Below are 18588 nucleotides of genomic sequence, written 5' to 3' on the forward strand. Positions count from 1 at the left end.
GAGGAAGTTATGACCACTGTTGGCAGAGTGGCGCGACGTGGCTGGCTAGTTTTCATGATGCCAACGACAATATGTTTCGTCGTGGGGTTCGTGGTGCCGTTGGTGATGGGTGTGTGGCTGAGTTTTACCTCGTTCAGAACGGTGCTCGACGCTAAGTGGGTTGGGCTGTCAAATTACATTCAAGCGATACATGATACGGAATTTTCATCTGCGCTATGGCGAACCGTTGCGTTCACTGTAGTGACCGCGGTGGTTGTAAACATCGTCTCATTTTTGCTGGCATACATGTTTACAAAACGCATGCGTGGTTCAACTATCTTTCGATCGGTATTTTTCATGCCGAATCTCATAGGCGGCATTGTCTTGGGATATATTTGGCAGCTTCTTCTCAATGGGATACTTGCGCTGTGGGCGCGGTCGCTTACGACATCTGCAACATATGGTTTCTGGGGCATGGTAATTCTGATGTGCTGGCAGCAGATAGGCTACATGATGGTAATTTATATAGCCGGCTTCCAGAATTTACCTGTGGAATTAGTCGAAGCTGCGCAGGTGGATGGTGCGTCTGGCCGCCAGATTATGCGGAACGTCATTATTCCCCTTATGATGCCTTCGGTAACGGTGTGTAGTTTCCTCACATTGGCCAACGGATTTAAAATGTTTGACCAGAACCTTGCTTTGACGAATGGGGCCCCGTCCAATGCATCAGAAATGATTGCGCTTAATATTTATCGGACGATGTACGGTCGCACGGGGTTTGAGGGAGTTGCGCAGGCCAAGGCGGTCATTTTCTTTGTCATTGTAGCCTTGGTGGCTTTTGTCCAAAATCGTATTATGACGAGTCGGGAGGTCGAGTCATGACCGATAAACTTAGGCATGCCCCGTTGTGGACAGGATTGTTTGCCATCATTTCTCTGATATGGATCTACCCTATCGCACTGGTTTTTATCAATTCCTTCAAGGAAAGAGCTTACATTTCCCGGAATGTGTTTAGCCTGCCCGCTGGTAAATCATTCGCTGGCGTCGATAACTATGTGAGGGGTATAGAGAAGACAGATATCATTCCTAGTTTTGGTTGGACGATAGTCATTACTCTAGGATCTGTCGGTCTGATTTTGCTGTGCTGCTCTATGTGTGCATGGTGGATAGTCCGCGTTGGAAATCGCTTTGCGAAAATTATGTATTATGCGTTTATAGCGAGCATGGCGGTGCCGTTCCAGATGGTGATGTTCCCGCTTAGCAAGATCACCGATATCCTCGGTCTGAATACTCCGTGGGGAATGTGGCTTGTGTATCTGGGTTTTGGAGCAGGATTGCCAGTGTTTATCTTTACTGGGGTAATTAAAACCATTCCCGTGGAAATCGAAGAGGCGGCAATGATTGACGGGGCGGGTTCTTTGCGGACGTTCTTCACCATAGTCATGCCTATGATGCGTCCGGCTCTAATTTCTGTAGCAATTCTGGAGACGATGTGGGTTTGGAATGACTTCCTGATGGCATATCTTTGCCTCGATCTGCAACGGTTCAAAACATTGTCGATTGCTGTGCAATATCTTAAGGGGGCATATGGGTCGGTAGATATGGGTGCTATGATGGGGGCGCTCGTGCTGGCTTTGTTGCCGATAATTATCTTCTATCTCTTTGGGCAAAAATACATCATCAAGGGCGTGACCGCTGGTGCGGTTAAGGGATGACGAAGCTTATTCCCACAGTATGAACTAGAAATTAGAAAGAAAGGATAACAATGAAGATAGCGAAGAAGAGCTTGGCTCTGGCGATTATCCCGACACTGTTGTTGGGAACTTTGGCTGGCTGTGGTTCCGCAAATTCAGCTGATCCCGATAAGGGCAAAGTTTATTTTGTGAACAATAAGAAGGAGATCGTGGATCAGCTTGAGGATTTGGCTGATGAATATACCAAGGAGACTGGGGTCGAGGTCAAAGTTCTAACCGCGGCAGATAGCTATGACAATACATTGGCTTCCGAGCTGGCCAAATCTGAGGCGCCTACCATGTGGAGCATTACGGGGTATCCGAACTTCATCAAGTGGAAAGATTACATGGCACCTGTGCAGGACTCGGAGGCGTTCAAGCTGTTGACGGATGAGGGTAAGGCTAATTCTTATCAGTATGACGGCAATTATTACACACTTCCGTATGCGGCAGAGTGGTATGGCATCATTTATAACAAGAAGATTGTCAATGAATATGCGTCGAAGAGCTATGCGGTTATTGATTCTGCGGATGACATCAAGGATTGGGATACTTTCAAGGCTGTCGTGGAAGATATGCAAAAGCACAAAGATGATCTGGGTTTGTCGGGCGCAATCGCAACTCCAGGCCTTGAATCATCGGATTTGTACCGCTTTGCGTCTCATATGAGTCGTATTCCGATTTTTTACGAGTATAAGGATAACAACACTACGTTTATGCCTGAGATTAAAGGGACATACGTCGATAATTACAAGGCGCTGTTTGATTTGGAGATGAACAATTGTCCTACTCCCCGGACGCTGTTGACGTCAAAGACTTATGAAGATGTTACTTCGGAATTCGCTTTGGGAGAAGTGGCATTCTACCCGAACGGTGTGTGGGCGTATACGCAGATCAAGGACAATGAAGTAGCTGATGATGATTTAGGTATGTTGCCGTACTTCATGGGGATTCCGGGTGAAGAAAATTACGGTCCTGCTGGTATTTATGATGCGTCATGGGCTGTGAATAAAAATGCGAGCAAGAAGGATCAGAAGGCTACGCTCGATTTTATTACGTGGCTTTTTAGCAGCGAAGAAGGTAAAAAGGTAATGTCGAAGGACATGGGTTTTGCTGTGCCAAGTACTGCCTATGGTGATGACGATCAGCCTGACAACCCGTTGACTGTTGCTGCTCGCCAATACGAGAAAGATGGTAAGCAGATGGTCCGCAGTTTCGCAACTGTAGATGCATGGGGCGAGGGTGTCCAAAACGCTCTAGTCGAGTATGCGAACCAGACGGGCGATTGGAAGCAAGTATCGCAGGCGTATGTGGATGGCTGGAAGAAAGAGTGGCAGACTTTCAAGGAAACTAATGGTGTGGAACCGCAGGCATCTGCTTTCGAAAGCTAGATGATTACGGTGGCGGGGGGGGCGAAGACGCAAAGTCTTCGCCCCCCCCCCGCCATTATCAAGCTCGTGGCGGTGCGGTACTCGTACGCACAATCAATTCCGCCGGATGGAGGTTAAACGGGTCCGTTACCTCCTTTCGGCGGATCAGTTTAAGTATCTTTCTCGCTACTTCATTGCCCATAGCGCGAGGTTGTTGTCTAATTGTGGTGAGCCCAAATTCTTCTGCATATACGCTGTCGTCAAATCCGGTAACAGAAATATCTTCCGGAATGCGTAGCCCAAAATCGCGGAGCTTACAGATTAGGGGTATGGCAATGCCGTCTTCCTGACAGGCGATGGCGGTGGGCAGGACGGGCATATTGACTAGCTCGTTGAATGTTGTTTGTAAATGTCGGTCTCCTTCGGGGACAGCGTGAACGGCTGGTTTGACTCCGAGCTGCTCGCAGGTGTCTTTCATCCCCTGGAGCCTTCGCGACGTGCTGAATTTTAACAATGATTTTGGATTACGCCCAAGGAACATAATCTCGCGATGTCCCAGCAGGGCTAGGTGTTTGACGATGAGACTAAGCCCATGATGATCGTCTATCGAAGACCATGCAGACATGCCATTATGGGATACTGTGTTTATTCCGGCAATGGGAACTTGAATTGTCTTGAGGCGGGATATTTCCTTATAATCGATATCGAATGAAGTGACGACAACAGCATCAACGTTTCTGCGTACTGGAAGTGTGTCAAAAAAATCTTCTCGACTTTCCATTCCGTCTATTCGGTGGAATGCGATGTCGTATCCTGCGGGATGAAAGACTTCATCGAGTCCGTCGAAAACATTGGCACCAAACCAGGTAGTTACTGGAGTGTTGGTAAGCAAAGCAATCCGGAATGTTTGTCCAGACTTAAGCGCCATGGGGGAACGAGATATAGTAAAATTCAGCTCTTTTGCCGCTTGGAGTACCGCTTGTCGCGTTTTGTCTGATACTAGCTCTGGGCGCGAGAAAGCGCGCGAAACTGTGGAGGGGGATACCCTAGCGCGCTCCGCTACTGCATACACGGTTGGAGAAGAAGTCATAACGTAACGATTATATACCCATAGTCGTTGAAAGCGGTTATTACTCGGCGGATTGTTTGTCGAAGTTTGTGACTATTGTGCCTGCTTATTGCGGGGATTTTATGTCTATCCGGCGATCATGGTGAAGCCTTGTGTCTTGCCGTAGTCAATGAGTTGCTGTTGCCAGTTGCGTAGGCCTTCGCTCACGCTGATGCTACCTGTCCAGGCTGGTCCCATGGCATCGTTGAATATTTTTTGCGCGTAGGATTCGAACGGCAGCGCTTGGTATCCGGAGGGAACATGCTCGGCGGATTCCGCAAGCACCTGGTTGATTTGTTGTCCGCCGAAGTATTCGTCGTGTAGATTGAGCCACTTCGGGTCGTTGAGTGTTTCCGTATCGGCTGGGAAGGCACCGTTGTCGACGCGGATGTCGGCTCCATCGCCCAGGGTGGCAAACGTGATGAATTCATAGGCGGCTTTCGCATTGTCGGTGCTTTGCATCAGACAGAGCGCTGAACCGCCGTTCTCCATGGTCACATATGTGTCCTCGTCCCACTGCGGCACTGGTGCCACACGCCATTGTCCTGCGGCTGCGGCGGCCGAAGATTTCAGTGTGGCGGGTATCCATGCCCCGGTAATAAGGCTTGCGATGGTGCCATCGGCAAGCCCTCGATTCCAGTCGTCCGTCCAACTGGCGGTGGTGGTGTTAATGAGATCCTCGTCCATGAGTTTTTGCAGCCGCTGCACATAACGTTGGGCACCGGGGTTGTCGGTGTAATTAATCGTTACCGTATCTTCGTCAGTGGAATAGGGGAAGTCGCCGGTTTGCCTGATCATCGATTCGAATCCACTGGCAGCTCCGCCATCCGCTGCTATGTAATAGTCCTCACCGAGTTGGCGTATTTTCTTCGCGGCTTCATCGTATTCATCCCATGTCGTGGGAATATCGGTAATGCCTGCTTTAGCGAAGATGTCTGCGTTGTAGAACATGGCCATCGGGCCGGAATCCATGGGAAGTCCCAACACGTGACCGTCAAATTGAACGGATGACCATGTGCCGGTAGTAAACTTTTCGGAAAGATCACCGCCGTTCAAATCTGTTAGGTCGGTCAGCACATTGCGTATGCCGTACTCGGGAATCATGTCGTATTCGATTTGGACAATATCTGGCATTCCCGTGTTGGCGGCAATCGCATTGTTGAGCACGGTGTATGCGGTTGTTGTACCCACATTTTCAAGGTTGACAGTGATGTCTGGATGGAGCTTTTCAAAAGCTTTGACAACTTTCGTGAGTGTTGGTTCCCAAGCCCAGATGGTAATAGAAGTGGCTTCGTTGTGGCTGCAGCTCGAGCATCCTGCGATCAGGAAAGAGGCGATGACTGTGGCAGATGCTGTTTGTTGGAGACGATTCATGGCAGTTCCTTAGTGTCCTTGGTCAAGATTTTCGTGTCGGTATTGTTCGTGCCTGCGATGGCGTGAGGCCTGTTTTCTGTCGGAATAGTCTGGAAAAATACAGCGGATTGTCGTAGCCAACTAAAAAACTTATTTCGTTGATGGGGAAGTCGGTGCTGCGAAGAAGGAACTGCGCTTGACGAATCCGAATGGCGGTAATGTACTGTAGGGGCGTGGCTCCCATTGCTGCTCTAAATTGTGCGATGAAGTACGACTCGTTGACGTGGTGTTGCTGGGCATACGATTTCACATTGATTTGTTCTGCGTAGTGTTGGTTGAAATACAGTACTGCTTGTCTGATCGTTGGTGGGATATGACGTGTGTTGTGTGGGTGTTGGTTATGTTCCGCCTGGTGACGGGCGAACAGCCGTAGCATTGTCTGAAAAGTGAGCGACAGAATATGATTGAACTGGGGGCGTTGCAGTTGCAGCTCCATGATCATGCGTTCGAAAAGATCGCGGTATTCCGGTTCGACGCCGACCTCGAGCGTGTGATTCGGTTGATCGAGTATCCCCGTTGGTTGAAGGAGATGCTCAACGCTGTTCCCTGAGAAGTGGACCCAGCATACGTCAATATGTTCCTGCACGGTATAGAAATATTGTTGAAGTTCATATGGTTCGTACAGGATGATTTCTCCGGCTGAGACGATATGTTCTTTGCCGTGTTTGTAGAAGTGGCCGCGTCCGTTGTTGATGTAGAGTAGCTGGTAGTCTCCGCGTCCTTCCCAAATGGTGTTGAGACGTGGTTTGGATACCAGGCGATATGATCCACAGCTGCCGATAATCAGCGGAACGTCATGGTTGATGACCTCATCATGCTCGTTGCGTAGGTATGCGGTATTGGCGTACATGTGAGGCATGTCATGCTCCTTCATTGGCTCATGGTTGCTTAATGTTTAGTGTAGTGAGACATCGATGTCTTGCACCGGCAAACTCATATTTTGTGCATGAATTGGCAAATTATGGACATAGCGTCGAAGGCGTTTGCAGTGTCATGATCGCAGTAATGGCTGATGCCAGATCTCCTGTGATCATATGTCGATTCAATGATGAAATTTGAGGGAAGGAGTGAACATGTCCACATCGACGACAACTGTTTCTGGTGATAACGCTGAAGTTATTGACCGTATACAGTCCGATCGGAAATTCCTGGGGCAGCCCCGTGGGGTCGGGAGTGCATGTGCATTAACCATAGGCACTTCTGTCGGTAACACTGCCATTAGCTCAGTGTTGATTTACTACATGTATGCCGATACACCAGCCGGACTGGGGATGGACAAAGGGCAAGCTGCCCAGATTATTTCTATATATGGCACAGCTTTGGTGCTTTGCGGTGTGGTTGGCGGGTATATCGCAGACCGTATATTGGGGCCGCGGCTTTCGGTGCGTTTGGCGCGTAGCATGCAAGTGGTGGCGTACGCGCTGTTGGCTTTCCCGTTTTTGGGTACGGTTGGCTGTATCACCACGTTGGTGTTATTGAGCATTGCTCCAATGTTTGCCGGCAGAAGTCTGGATGCGCTGTTGGGCATGCAGTATAAGGAAGGTGACAATCGTCGAAGTGCGGCATTCACGCTAAATTATGTGTTCACTAATATTGCGGGTATTTTTGCGCCCACGATTATTGGAACGATTGCGCAGAATGTCGGATATTGGGCTGGTTTTGCGTTCGGCGCTGCTGTAGCGTTGGCGGCGCTGCTATTCTATGTGACCACGGAAAAGAAATATTTCGGACCATTGGGGTTACTGCCGGCGGATCCGCTGCGCGATGGGCTGCGTCAAAAAGTGATGGCTGGTTTCATCGGGGTGTTGGTCGTTGGAGTAGCGGTTATGGCCGGTTTGATGGTTACCGGGCTGGTTACTGCAGAAAGTTTCGGCAACGCGGTGAGTACTGCAGCGATATTTATCCCTATTTTCTACTTCATCTATGTGGTGCGTAGTTCCAAAGTTTCCAAACTTGAACGCAAGCATGTTTTGTATATTCTGCCGCTGATGCTTTGCAACATCGTAGGTGGATGGGTGTGGAACCAAAGCATCACCATCATTTCGATCTATACCGAACAGTCGGTGAATCGTTCGATTTTCGGATGGGAAATCACTCCAGCGGCATTCTATACATGGGGAAGCATCTGCGCGGTACTGTTCGGTACGACATTTGCAGCATTATGGACCAAGCTTGGTTCGCATCAGCCATCTACCGCAGGCAAGATGGGATTGGGCGCTGTGGCTTGGGGGCTTGGCCCTCTGCTGATGGTTCTGCCTTTCATACTGTATCCTGCCGGAGTAAAGGTTAGTCCTTTCTGGATTATTTTCTTTTGGATTCTGGTCATGATTGGCGAAGCGAACACTCAGCCTGCGGGATATACTGCAGCCGCCGATGTGGCGCCGAGGGCGTTCAAATCGCAGATGATGACTGTGTGGAACCTTTCAGCCGGTATCGGCGCGGCGCTGAACACCATATCTATTAACTTCTACCATGAGGGCGGGGAAGCGCAGTACTTCCTCATGATTGGCGGCATAACGCTATTGGTGGGCTTGCTTACGTTGGTGTTTTCGTCCAAGATTGCTCGTGGAATGGGGGCAAAAGTATGATGTCTCAACAACATATGGTACGGGCTGACGGCAATCGCCATGCGATATTTGATCGTTTTTACTATGGAGGAGACTGGAATCCGGAGCAGTGGGATGAGGAAGTGTGGGCGAAAGATCTGCACATGCTTGCTGACGCCGGAATCAACGAGGCTACCATCAATGTTTTCGCATGGGCGCAGTTGCAGCCGGATGAACATATCTATGATTTCACCGTGCTGGACAAGATCGTAGATTTGCTGGCAAGTCATAATTTTGGCATTGTCATGGGCACCTCGACGGCGGCGATACCATCATGGATGGCGAAACGATATCCAGATGTAATGCGCACCGACTTCGAGGGACGTCGTCACGTTTTTGGAGATAGGCATAACCCTTGCCCGAACTCGCCCACATTCCGACGGTTTGCGCCGGAACTGGCGCGGCGTCTGGCGCAGCGATACGGTGGTCATCCGTCATTGGTCGCGTGGCATGTCTCCAATGAGTACGGCGAATACTGTTACTGTGATACGTGTCTTGAGCAATGGAAAACTTGGCTGCAAGTAAAATACGGTTCGCTGGATGCCTTAAATGATGCGTGGAATGGACATTTTTGGCAGCACCTATTTTTGGATTGGGATGATATTGTCGTGCCCAATGCGCTAGGGCCTGAAATTAGTCCCGGTGTCACGGTGCTTTCCAAAATGTCGATGGATTACAGACGCTTCATGAGTGATTCCATCATCCGATGCTTTACCGATGAGAAGCGTGCGATACGTCAGTATGATGAGCGCACGCCGATAACGACCAATATGATGGGTCTGTTCATGGATATCGATTACTTCGATATGGGTCGGTTCGTTGATGTGGTCAGTTGGGACAACTATCCTCGATATGATTCCAAGCCGTCTCGTGCAGCGATGTGCAATGATCTGTATCGTGCGGTAGGCCGAGGTAAGCCGTTCATGCTCATGGAACAAACGCCCAGTCAGCAAAACTGGCAGCCCTACAACACGCAAAAACGTCCCGGACAAATGCGTGCCATGAGTTATCAATCAATCGCGCATGGCGCGGATACCATCCAGTTCTTCCAGCTCAGGCAAAGTGTGAGCGGCTGTGAACGGTTCCATGGCGCGGTAATCAGTCATGCTGATACGGAAAATACGAGGGTGTTTCGTGAGGTCCAACAACTCGGTAAAGAACTTCACGATCATGGAGATATGTTCCGAGGCGGAACGTGCCCGGCCCAGGTTGCATTGATGTTTGATTGGGATAGCTATTGGTCGATGTACTATTCGTCCGGTCCCTCGCGTTTGTTGGAGTATACGGATCAGGTGCATCGTTGGTATGAGGCGCTATGGCAGAACAACGTACAAATGGACATTGTTCGTTCCGATGCATCGGTTGAAGAACTTTCGCGATATCGCATGGTGGTTGCTCCGGCGTTGTGCATAGCCAAAAACGGTATGTCGGAGACGGTTGATCGATACGTGCAATCTGGTGGCTGCTTCGTGACAACAACCATGTCGGGCATTGCTGATGAAAATGACAAAATCATACTTGGCGGCTACCCCGGTGCATTCCGCGGAACTTGCGGCGCATGGGGAGAAGAAATCGATGCGCTACTGCCTGATGTAACTGTTGGATTGGCCTCGTGTGAGGGTGCAATGCGCGCAAACATTGGGGCTGGTAGCATCATTGCCGAAGTGATACGCCCCACATCGGCGCAGGTGTGGGCGACATACGCGGATCAATACTACGCTGGTGCCGCTGCCGTGACATGCAATCATGTTGGCTCGGGGCACTGCATATATGTGGGAACGGTGCTCGACGAGAAAGCCTTTGCGTGGTTGCTTGGCAAACTCAACGGCATTGCCAAATTTGACATGATCGATACTCCGGAAAACGTGGAAGTTCGAGTTCGCAACCACGATGACAAGCGGCTCATGTTCATCATCAATCACAATAATGTGGCCGTCGAAGTCGACAATGTCGTTGTTGCTGGCGACGTGTCCGTGCTCAGCGGAACGGCATTGTCTGGAACGCTTGCCCTTGAACCTTACGGAATTGAGGTGATTGCCAGAGACAGGTAACTGTGCATGGATGAGATGGGTGACGTCGCGTGTGTGCGGCGTCGCCCATTGTTTATTGAGGTAGGTGCGGGGAGGGTGGTGAAGTGGATTCTGGTATCGCTTCATCTTCGTGTGCTTCTGCTTGTCGATTTCTCCATTCGCTAGGTTTGATGCCGACGATGTCTTTGAAGCGCTTCGAAAAATATGAGGGGGTGTCGAATCCGACACTTTCTGATATCTCTTGGATGGTTTTTTCGGTATCGAGCAGGAGCTTTTTTGCTGCATCTATGCGGATTTGCGTCAACATTGATCGTTCACTTGCGGGAAGACTCTTCGGGGAGATGTCGGGGGCAATCGTGCTCACGCAGCGCGCTTGAATGGTGATGGGCGCGTTGTGCTGTCTGGGCGATGATATTTGGTGTTTATGCTACCTACGATTGTGCGCACTAGTTGTATATAGTGTTGCTTGCATGGCGGTTTTCGCTATATTACATTCGTCGCCGGGGTTGCTATGAGTGTGTTGGAAACTGTATAATGTTCGCTACATGAACGAGGGGTGACTCGACCGGTTCCAAGAAGCGCAAAGGTTTTTGGTAATGTGAAGCGGTCTCCCAGCGGCGGACGCCCCCCCTGCGGGTCGTCCGCCTTTTCTTTGTAGAAGATAAATATATAGATTGCAAACCAATCTGGCTATTTTGGGAAACATGTTCCCTGGCTGGTTTGGTTTCGTGCTATCACAGTTTCATTAAGAGGCATAACTTCCAGGACGTAACGTATTCGATGATGTATAGCGTGCGTTTGCTGCGTAACGCGGCGTCGCACCATAACTGCTTGTTGATTCCGCCGTCGGAGGACATTAAGGCCACGCGTGATCTGGACAAGTATCTCGAGCTCTTGGTAGAAGCTCCTGCGGAACATGCTGCAAGTGTTAAGGAATTGGCTAAAACTGATCCGCTGGTGCATGATTTCGCATCGCTGGTGTTGGCGCATTTGAATTTGGTGAAAAGCGGCGCGGCGCAAGATATGTGTCTTCGTCAGGCGGAAGAATTCGTGCGTCGTATGGAGCGGCATATTGACTGGTATCGTGATCCTGCGTGCGGTTGCGAACGTCTTGTGTGGCAGCTGGACGCTATCCGGTTGCTGATTCAGAGTGCTATCGCAATACATAAGAGAGATAACGATGGAGCACTGACGGACTCGGATAGGGAGATTCTCCGTCAGCCTCACAGGAAGCCAGTACGACGAGGCAGGCGAAAAAGTTCGGCGGCGAAGTAGCTTCCGTGGCGGAAATCGCTTGGAGTTTTGTAATAGACCAGAAACGAAATCGGTTCTGTGGATAGTGTAACGATGTTTTTGGTTTTCGTGATTAGCGATCACGCGAGTAAGATAACCGCACGATTTTCATAGGTTTTGTTGCCGTCGAGTCGTACTTGTTTCTGATACATCCGTTCTGGCGGAGTGTTGTTCGGATTAATGTGCGGTTAATGAGCTTAGAGTGTATTGACGAGTACCTTGGGGAGGTGGCGGCGTGCGCAGTATTTCTAGTGGAAGCGTGAAGAGCGCTCACGTCATGCATCGCAATCAGATATACGTGTATTCGCCAACTAAGGAGATGGTGAGAACATTTTATTATCCCCTGAGAGTGGGCGTCGGGGAATTCCGTGCTGGCTATCACCTATCAAGAGCGCCTATGGACAATTTTTTAATTGCGTATATTAGTGAAGGGGCTTTCCGGATACGCTTTGGTGATGTAGATGCGGTGGCTTCCGCGGGGCAATTCCTCATTGTCGACTGTTATCAGCCGCATGTTTTCTCGACAAACGTAAAATGCAAGGATATTTGGTTGCATTATGACGGTCCGACGGCTCGTGCGACGTACGAGTATATGGTCAATCGGTTGGGTGGCCATATTCTTGAAGACAATGATGAAGGTGAGGGGTTGCGGGAGCTTCGTATTATGTTATCTCTGCTGAAGGGGGCGTCGCATGTTCCCGAGTCCGTTCTGGGGCATCATATTGATGGGTTGGTGACGGCCCTGTCGAATGGCCATGAAATAGCTGAACGAGTGGCGAAGTATGCTGATATGGATAATGTTTTGGCTTATATCAGTGCGCACCTTGATGATGATTTATCGTTGGAAACGCTTTCGAAGATCGCAATGATGGATAAAAGTTACTTTTGTAAATGCTTCAAAGCTCGTACGGGAAGCAGCCCGCATAAGTTCGTTGCGGAAGCCAGACTCCGGTACGCAAAGTATTTGCTTCGTGCAACAGATCTCTCCATTGCTGGGATTGGAAGGGAATGTGGTTTTGGACAGGCGAATAGTTTTGGGGTGATGTTCAGGGCCATGGTCGGTTGTTCTCCGACGGCATTCCGTAAAGGCTGCGGAAAATAATAAACAAGAAATGAAGAGTATTGTCTTTGTGGGAACACTTTTTTCATGGTGTTAGGCCGTTAGCATGTTGCATGACAGACATAAGCGATTTAGCTATCATGGAGGTCTTGCAATGATGCAAAAACAAGAATTTCCCTTTGTTCCAGCAATCGGTATGCCATCTTCGCCGGCATGCGTGGTGTGCTTGGGGGACAGCATTACGTATGGAGATACTGGCTTGGGGTACCGTGCTTCGAGGCCGTGGCCCAACATAGTATCGAATTTGTTGTCGGTGAAGGTTTTGGGATATGGGCATAACGGTGCGAGCACAGTTGACTATAGGACATATCCAGAATGGGAAGAGGCATGTAAAATACTTCCCGAAGCGGACGTTATAGTTGTTGGGCTTGGGACAAACGATGTTGATTTGGAACATGCCAGAGATGTCTCCTCGGTAGCCGAGGTTGTGACCCGTTTTGAGTCCTTCATGGAAGACGTGCTTGGCCGTGCAAAGAATGCTCCCGAAGTAGCTGTACTGTCCGTGCTGGAATTTGCGGAAGAAGAGCCCATATTTCGAGAGCGCTTCACGCTGGAGGAAATCCAAGAAATCAATCATGGAATCAACCTACTGAACCAAGCCTATCGCATAATGTGCCGCCGAAATGCATGGCATTACATAGATTACGCAAGCGCTGTTAACCAGCATCGAGGTCTATATGGGAATTCCATTCACCCCAATCAACGTGGGTACGAAGTTATGGCGGGATTGCTGGCGCCCAGGATCGCTCATCTGCTAGGTGCGTGCTGAAACATATGTCTCAACGATGAGAGGAACTTGTAATATGGGTGAAAATACGGGTACGATGAAGCGTCGTTGGGTTCAACGGTTTGCTTATACGTTTAGCGGTTTCGGACAAGCCGCTTTCTACAATGCGCTGAGCACATATTTTGTTGTGTACGTAACGTCGGCGCTGTTCGCAAATGTGGACAAGGGGCTGGCATCGAGACTGATAGGGATAATTACCACACTGATCGTGGTGATACGTATCGTTGAAATTTTTATTGATCCTTTATTGGGGAATTTGATTGATAACACGAATACGCGTATCGGGCGTTTCCGGCCGTGGCAGGCTATTGGCGGTATTGTGAGCGCTGTGTTGCTTGTGGTGGTATATACGGGTCTGTTCGGTCTCGTTAATGTGAATCAAACATGGTTCATGATTCTGTTCGTTATTGTGTTTGTTGTGCTGGATGTTTTCTACTCACTGCGTGACATCTCTTTCTGGGGGATCATACCGGCGTTGTCTGAAGATTCGCATGAGCGGGCTCTTTACACGTCGATGGGATCCTTTGGAGCGTCGTTGGGCAGCAATGGTCTGACAATTATTGTCGTTCCTGTAGTGGGATATTTCGGCATGCTAGCCACGGGGTCTGCGTCGCAAAATCAGCAGAGCGGCTGGACTGCCTTGGTAATCATTGTTGCTTTGTTGGCAATTATTTCTGCTTTGGCGGGTGCGTTTGGAACCCATGAGAGGGAAAGCGCTCTCCGCGTGAAGGCGGAGAAGAACGGCAGCCCGTTACAGGCATTTGCCGCGTTGGCTAAAAATGATCAGCTACTGTGGATGGCGTTATCGTATGTGATGTATGCGATTGCTAATACGGCTACTGCTGGTGTGTTGTTCTATTTGTTCAAGTTCGTACTTGACGAGCCGGCGGCGTTCTCCATAGTGGGTGTTATTCCGGTGATTGCTGGATTGATTATGACGCCTCTTTATCCGGTGCTCAACCGTTATGTGCCAAGGCGTGCGCTTTTTGTTGGCGGAATGATTTCTATGATTATCGCCTATGTGCTCTTCATTACGGGGTCTAGTAGCCTTGCGATGGTTATCGTAGGTCTGGTGCTGTTCTACGCTCCTTCGACTTTCATTTCGATGACGGCGATACTAACCATGACAGATTCAGTTGAGTATGGTCAGTTGAAGACCGGAAGGCGCAACGAGGCTGTGACGTTGTCGGTCCGTCCGATGCTTGACAAAATAGCGGGTGCGTTAAGCAATGGAATCGTTGGATTTATTGCTGTTGCGGCGGGGATGGTTGGTAATGTCACGGCGGAAGATATCACGGCCTCCGGCTTGCATATGTTCCAGCTTTGTGCATTCTACGCTCCGTTGGCTTGCATTGCTTTGAGCCTTGTAGTGTTTTTGTTCACGGTGAAGATTGACGAACGTACACACGATGAGATTGTTCGTCGTCTTGAATCAAAATTGGAGAATTAAGGTATAGGTTATTTGTCGCGTCGATTGGTTTTCAGATTTTGCCTGAGTGCGTGAGCTTAATACAAGCAAGCCTGTGCAGATATGGTACATCGAGGTGGCGCAACCTTTGAATGCGGGCGATCTCTTCGGAGTCGCCCGCTGTTTTGTGTCGTTTTGGTCATTCTTTAGTGCGAGGAAGGAGCAACGGTTTGCGAGTTTGCATTTGGTGTTTCTGGTGATGGCGGGAGTCTTGTTTGCAAAGTGTGCTTTTGCCGCATTCTGGGGTGGGAATTGTGCTTTTACCTCATTGGTAGGTCCTGTTTTGTGTGCTTTTGCCGCATTCTGGGGTGGGAATTGTGCTTTTACCTCATTGGTAGGTCCTGTTTTGTGTGCTTTTGCCGCATTCTGGGGTGGGAATTGTGCTGTTACGACATTCGTAGTGGCCCGAAACCGGTGCTGCGGGTGGGGTAAAGGCACATTTTCGTATGGCGGTGTCTTGTTCGGACTGTAAGGGTGGTGGGTATGAACAACTTTGCGCGGTGGCGGGCGCGGGGCCAGTGCGGCTTGGGGCTGGGGTTCGTCCGGGGCGTTTTGGCCGGGGCCGCAGGAGTGTGGTAGACGCACATTTTTGTGTGCGATGGTTGTGCGGCTGGTTCGAAAGGTGTGTGTTTTCGACACTGGTAGAGCCGCTGCGGATGCCCCTGCTTGGAAAATGTGTGTTTTTTCACCATTGGTGGGCGTTGTTTTGTGTGTGTTTTCGACACTCTGGAATGGATAGTGTGTGTTTTCCACACTCTTGGAGGCCCGTAGCGGCCGGTTTGGATGTTGGAAACACGCACCTTTGTGTGGGGGTGGTCCGTCCGGTTTGAAAACTGTGCTTCTACCTCACTGGTGCGCCCTGTTTTGTGTGCATTTGCCGCACTCGGGGGTGGGAATTGTGCTGTTGCGACACGGGTAGTGGCCTGAAACCGCCTCTACGAGTGGGGTAAAGACACATTTTGGTGTTTAGGGTTGGAAAATGCACAGGATTTTGGCCCTATCGGTGGGGTATAGGCACATTTTCGTCTAGTGGAGTCTCGTTCGGAGCTGTAAGTGTGTTGCGTGGAGTGGATGTAGAAAGTGTACTAGCCGGGGTGGTGAGAGGGCGGCATATTGCGCAGCTTTGCCGAATGCTTGCCGGAAGAGATTGGGGAAAGTGGAGGTGGAGCTTTTCGCTGTTCAAAAGTTCAACCTTTCTATGATATTATATTGCGAAGAAATCACGTTTCGGTATAAAGGATGTTTGACCATGCTGGTTTCGTTTACTATGGAGAACTGGAAGTCGTATCGCGAAGAGGCGACGCTAAGTTTGCTGGCTGATCGTAGTCGGCGGCATGCGAATACTCTTGCGGTCTGCCCGTATTACCATGGATTGAAAATCCTTCCCATTGCTGCGATATACGGTGGCAATGCGGCTGGAAAATCTAATCTTTTTGATGCGCTGCGTTTTGTGCAGCGGTTCGTGGCGTTCGGGCAAGATGATGACACCGCAATCTCGGTCGAGCCTTTTGCTTGGGGAGATGCCAGCGAGAAACCATCTCGTTTCAGTATACAAATGCTGGTCTCCCAAAAGACTTCCGGAGCGTTTCAGCCAACACGCTCCTCACAGCCGGAAATTATCTATCAGCTTGATTTTGCATTGGATCGGAATAGCGTCGTCGAAGAAGCGTTGTCGTGGTATGACTCCCAGCGCAACGTGCATCTTCTGTATGAGCGCGACGATCAAGGACAGGTTACCTTTTCTCCGGAATTTGCACGCAAGTTGGGCGAGGAGGAGGCGCAGACACTTCGTATTGTAGCGCGTGGCGCTGGGCCGAGGCGCCTGTTTTTGACGAATACGGTGGACCAGCAGGTGTCGACGTTTCGGCATATTTATGACTGGTTCCGGAAGGGACTGCGCACGGCTGACAATGGTATTCAGTCGCCTCGTGTAGCCGCTTTGATGAGTGACCAAGCATACTGCGAACAGCTTGGCACTATTTTGCATGCGCTGGGAACGGGAGTGGAACGCATCGAGTTGCAGCTGATGCCAGAGGGGCAGTTAGATCTCGGCTTACGGAATCATATGCTGCAGATGATGGAGGCCGTCGCCGATAATTCTATGGCCCAATTGTTGGTGAATACCGGTTTAGACGTTGCCAATCAGATTTTTGTTCTCACGAAAGAAAACAACCTTGTCACCATTCGTCGTGTGCAAACGTATCGTGATGGTCGCCCGTTCGGTTTCGAGCGTGAATCATCGGGGACGCGTCGGCTTATTGAAATTTTGCCTATTTTTCTTGATTTGTGGACTGGGGTGCCGTGCACGTGGGTGCTTGATGAAATGGAGCGAGAGTTCCATACCGAAATGACGCGAGAGTTGCTCATGGGGTTCCTTGCGAAGTGTGGCGAGGAATCGCGCACTCAAACACTATTAAATACGCATGATTTGATGCTGATGGATCAGGAGGTTTTCCGAAAAGACGAAATATTGGTCGCCGAACGCACTGAAGAAGGTGTTTCCTCCCTGTGCTCGATTGGCGATTATGAAGGTATCCGCAATGATTTGGATTTGCGTCGCAGTTATTTGGATGGTCGGTTTGGCGGCAGGCCTACGATCAACGAGGGTGAATTCGCGGAGGCGATACATGGCGAAAAGTAGGCGTGCGTCGGGGTTGGGGCGTGCGAAAAGGCCGTTATTGCCTCAGCGCAAATTGTATATCGTGGTCGGTGAAGGCGAAACCACTGAGCGTGAGTACTTTGATTTGTTTGGCACGAATCCGGGTTTTCGACTGGTGTATTGCACGCCGGGCAGCCATCATGGCGGCAATATGATGGAATTGGTGAGGGAAATGCAGAGGCAGATGCGTAAACATTCTGTTGCCTCTAAGGAAGCGCCTACCGAATATTGGATTATCGCCGATGTTGAGGGGGCTGCATCGAACCGTGATCTGGGGCCGTTGTTTACGTGGGTGAGGCAAGGGGAATATCGTCACTTGGGGATTACCAATAGGCAGTTTGAAAACTGGTTGCTACTGCACTTTCAAAAAGGCATGGCAAGCAATCATCCCACCCGGGATTTGGCAAAGTATATTGCTGGCTACAGTGATAAATCTAAGCATATTCGGTCTCGAGTGAGTCGTGAGCATGTTCGTCGTGCGTTGGAAAACGCGCGTAATGCCAATGTGATTTGCTCGGATGTGCCGCACGATATGAGTGATTGTCCTGTGAATAGTAGTGCTTTGCCGCGGTTGGTGAAGCAGATTGTTTAGTGATCTGCAGGTGGCTGATGTCCGGTGCGGCGGCCTGTTTGGAAACTGTGCTTTCACCCCATCGATAGGGGTGGTTTTGTGTGCATATACAGCACTCTTCTAACCTCGACTAGCTCCAGCCTCCCGGAAGGTGTGTGTTTACACCATTCTTGGGGTCTGTTTGGTGTGTGTTTCCGCCACTCTGGGATGGGTGGTGCGTGTTTTGAACACTCTTGGAGGATTGAAACGGGCTCTACGGGTGGTGGAAACACGCACTTTCGGTCGCAGGGCCGGGAAGGCGTGGGTTTTTGGTCTTGCCGATGGTGGAAACACACACTTTTGCGTCGGATGGTCCGGGACGGGACGGTTCCGGAGGGGGCAGATCGGGGTTCTCTCGGTTCTTGGGGTTGGCGCGGTTCCCGGGGTTGGCATGGTTCCGCGGGGGGGGGGT

The 18588-nt window shown here is 50.1% G+C and carries 15 protein-coding genes; 11 read left to right on the top strand and 4 right to left on the bottom strand.

All coding sequences use genetic code 11. The features are described from left to right. Positions 1-9: 9 nt before the first annotated feature. From AC1AWK_RS06710 to AC1AWK_RS06720, 3 genes are read left to right on the top strand one after another with little or no spacing between them, the layout of a single operon-like run. On the top strand, positions 10-861 hold the full coding sequence (locus tag AC1AWK_RS06710; RefSeq protein WP_476569196.1) for a carbohydrate ABC transporter permease: 852 nt from the start codon (positions 10-12) through the stop codon (positions 859-861). Then, positions 858-1694 (top strand): carbohydrate ABC transporter permease, encoded by an 837-nt coding sequence (locus tag AC1AWK_RS06715; RefSeq protein WP_476569198.1) that lies wholly within the window; start codon positions 858-860, stop codon positions 1692-1694. The genes AC1AWK_RS06710 and AC1AWK_RS06715 overlap by 4 nt, the downstream gene beginning before the upstream one ends. A 50-nt stretch (positions 1695-1744) precedes the next feature. Then, positions 1745-3103 (top strand): ABC transporter substrate-binding protein, encoded by a 1359-nt coding sequence (locus tag AC1AWK_RS06720; protein WP_476569200.1) that lies wholly within the window; start codon positions 1745-1747, stop codon positions 3101-3103. Between the two features lie 58 nt (positions 3104-3161). Here AC1AWK_RS06720 and AC1AWK_RS06725 read toward each other — a convergent pair whose 3' ends face one another. The 3 genes from AC1AWK_RS06725 to AC1AWK_RS06735 form a co-directional block, all read right to left on the bottom strand. After that, positions 3162-4172 (bottom strand): LacI family DNA-binding transcriptional regulator, encoded by a 1011-nt coding sequence (locus AC1AWK_RS06725; RefSeq protein WP_476569202.1) that lies wholly within the window; start codon positions 4170-4172, stop codon positions 3162-3164. A gap of 105 nt (positions 4173-4277) precedes the next feature. Continuing rightward, complete coding sequence (locus AC1AWK_RS06730) at positions 4278-5564, bottom strand: ABC transporter substrate-binding protein (RefSeq protein ID WP_476569203.1); 1287 nt, start codon at positions 5562-5564, stop codon at positions 4278-4280. 22 nt (positions 5565-5586) lie between these two features. Next, positions 5587-6477, bottom strand: a complete 891-nt coding sequence (locus AC1AWK_RS06735) for a helix-turn-helix transcriptional regulator (RefSeq protein WP_476569205.1) — start codon at positions 6475-6477, stop codon at positions 5587-5589. 199 nt (positions 6478-6676) lie between these two features. Between AC1AWK_RS06735 and AC1AWK_RS06740 the strand changes: the two genes are divergently transcribed. Together AC1AWK_RS06740 and AC1AWK_RS06745 are read left to right on the top strand one after the other, a co-directional pair. Continuing rightward, positions 6677-8191: a peptide MFS transporter gene (locus tag AC1AWK_RS06740; RefSeq protein ID WP_476569207.1), complete on the top strand. Its 1515-nt coding sequence runs from the start codon at positions 6677-6679 to the stop codon at positions 8189-8191. Further along, on the top strand, positions 8188-10260 hold the full coding sequence (locus AC1AWK_RS06745; protein ID WP_476569208.1) for a beta-galactosidase: 2073 nt from the start codon (positions 8188-8190) through the stop codon (positions 10258-10260). Before AC1AWK_RS06740 ends, AC1AWK_RS06745 begins: the two co-directional genes overlap by 4 nt. 52 nt (positions 10261-10312) lie before the next feature. On the opposite strand, the gene AC1AWK_RS06750 is transcribed toward AC1AWK_RS06745, so the two are convergent. After that, complete coding sequence (locus AC1AWK_RS06750; RefSeq protein ID WP_476569210.1) at positions 10313-10603, bottom strand: helix-turn-helix transcriptional regulator; 291 nt, start codon at positions 10601-10603, stop codon at positions 10313-10315. Between the two features lie 428 nt (positions 10604-11031). On the opposite strand from AC1AWK_RS06750, the gene AC1AWK_RS06755 reads away from it, so the two are divergent. The 6 genes from AC1AWK_RS06755 to AC1AWK_RS06780 all read left to right on the top strand — a co-directional run bounded on the left by AC1AWK_RS06755 (position 11032) and on the right by AC1AWK_RS06780 (position 18158). Then, positions 11032-11514, top strand: a complete 483-nt coding sequence (locus AC1AWK_RS06755; RefSeq protein WP_476569212.1) for a hypothetical protein — start codon at positions 11032-11034, stop codon at positions 11512-11514. 337 nt (positions 11515-11851) lie between these two features. Next, positions 11852-12634: a helix-turn-helix domain-containing protein gene (locus AC1AWK_RS06760; RefSeq protein ID WP_476569214.1), complete on the top strand. Its 783-nt coding sequence runs from the start codon at positions 11852-11854 to the stop codon at positions 12632-12634. Positions 12635-12746: 112 nt separating this feature from the next. Next, entirely contained in the window at positions 12747-13421 is a 675-nt protein-coding gene (locus tag AC1AWK_RS06765; RefSeq protein WP_476569216.1) for an SGNH/GDSL hydrolase family protein, read from the top strand. 34 nt (positions 13422-13455) lie between these two features. After that, a complete protein-coding gene (locus AC1AWK_RS06770; protein WP_476569218.1) occupies positions 13456-14889 on the top strand; it encodes a glycoside-pentoside-hexuronide (GPH):cation symporter in 1434 nt (477 codons plus the stop codon). A 1267-nt stretch (positions 14890-16156) separates the two neighbouring features. Next, positions 16157-17548 carry an AAA family ATPase gene (locus tag AC1AWK_RS06775; RefSeq protein ID WP_476569220.1) on the top strand — a complete coding sequence of 464 codons (1392 nt, stop codon included), beginning with the start codon at positions 16157-16159 and terminating at the stop codon, positions 17546-17548. Continuing rightward, on the top strand, positions 17535-18158 hold the full coding sequence (locus AC1AWK_RS06780) for an RloB family protein (protein WP_476569222.1): 624 nt from the start codon (positions 17535-17537) through the stop codon (positions 18156-18158). Before AC1AWK_RS06775 ends, AC1AWK_RS06780 begins: the two co-directional genes overlap by 14 nt. Positions 18159-18588: the final 430 nt, after the last annotated feature.

Source organism: Bifidobacterium sp. LH_491 (genome assembly GCF_056356495.1).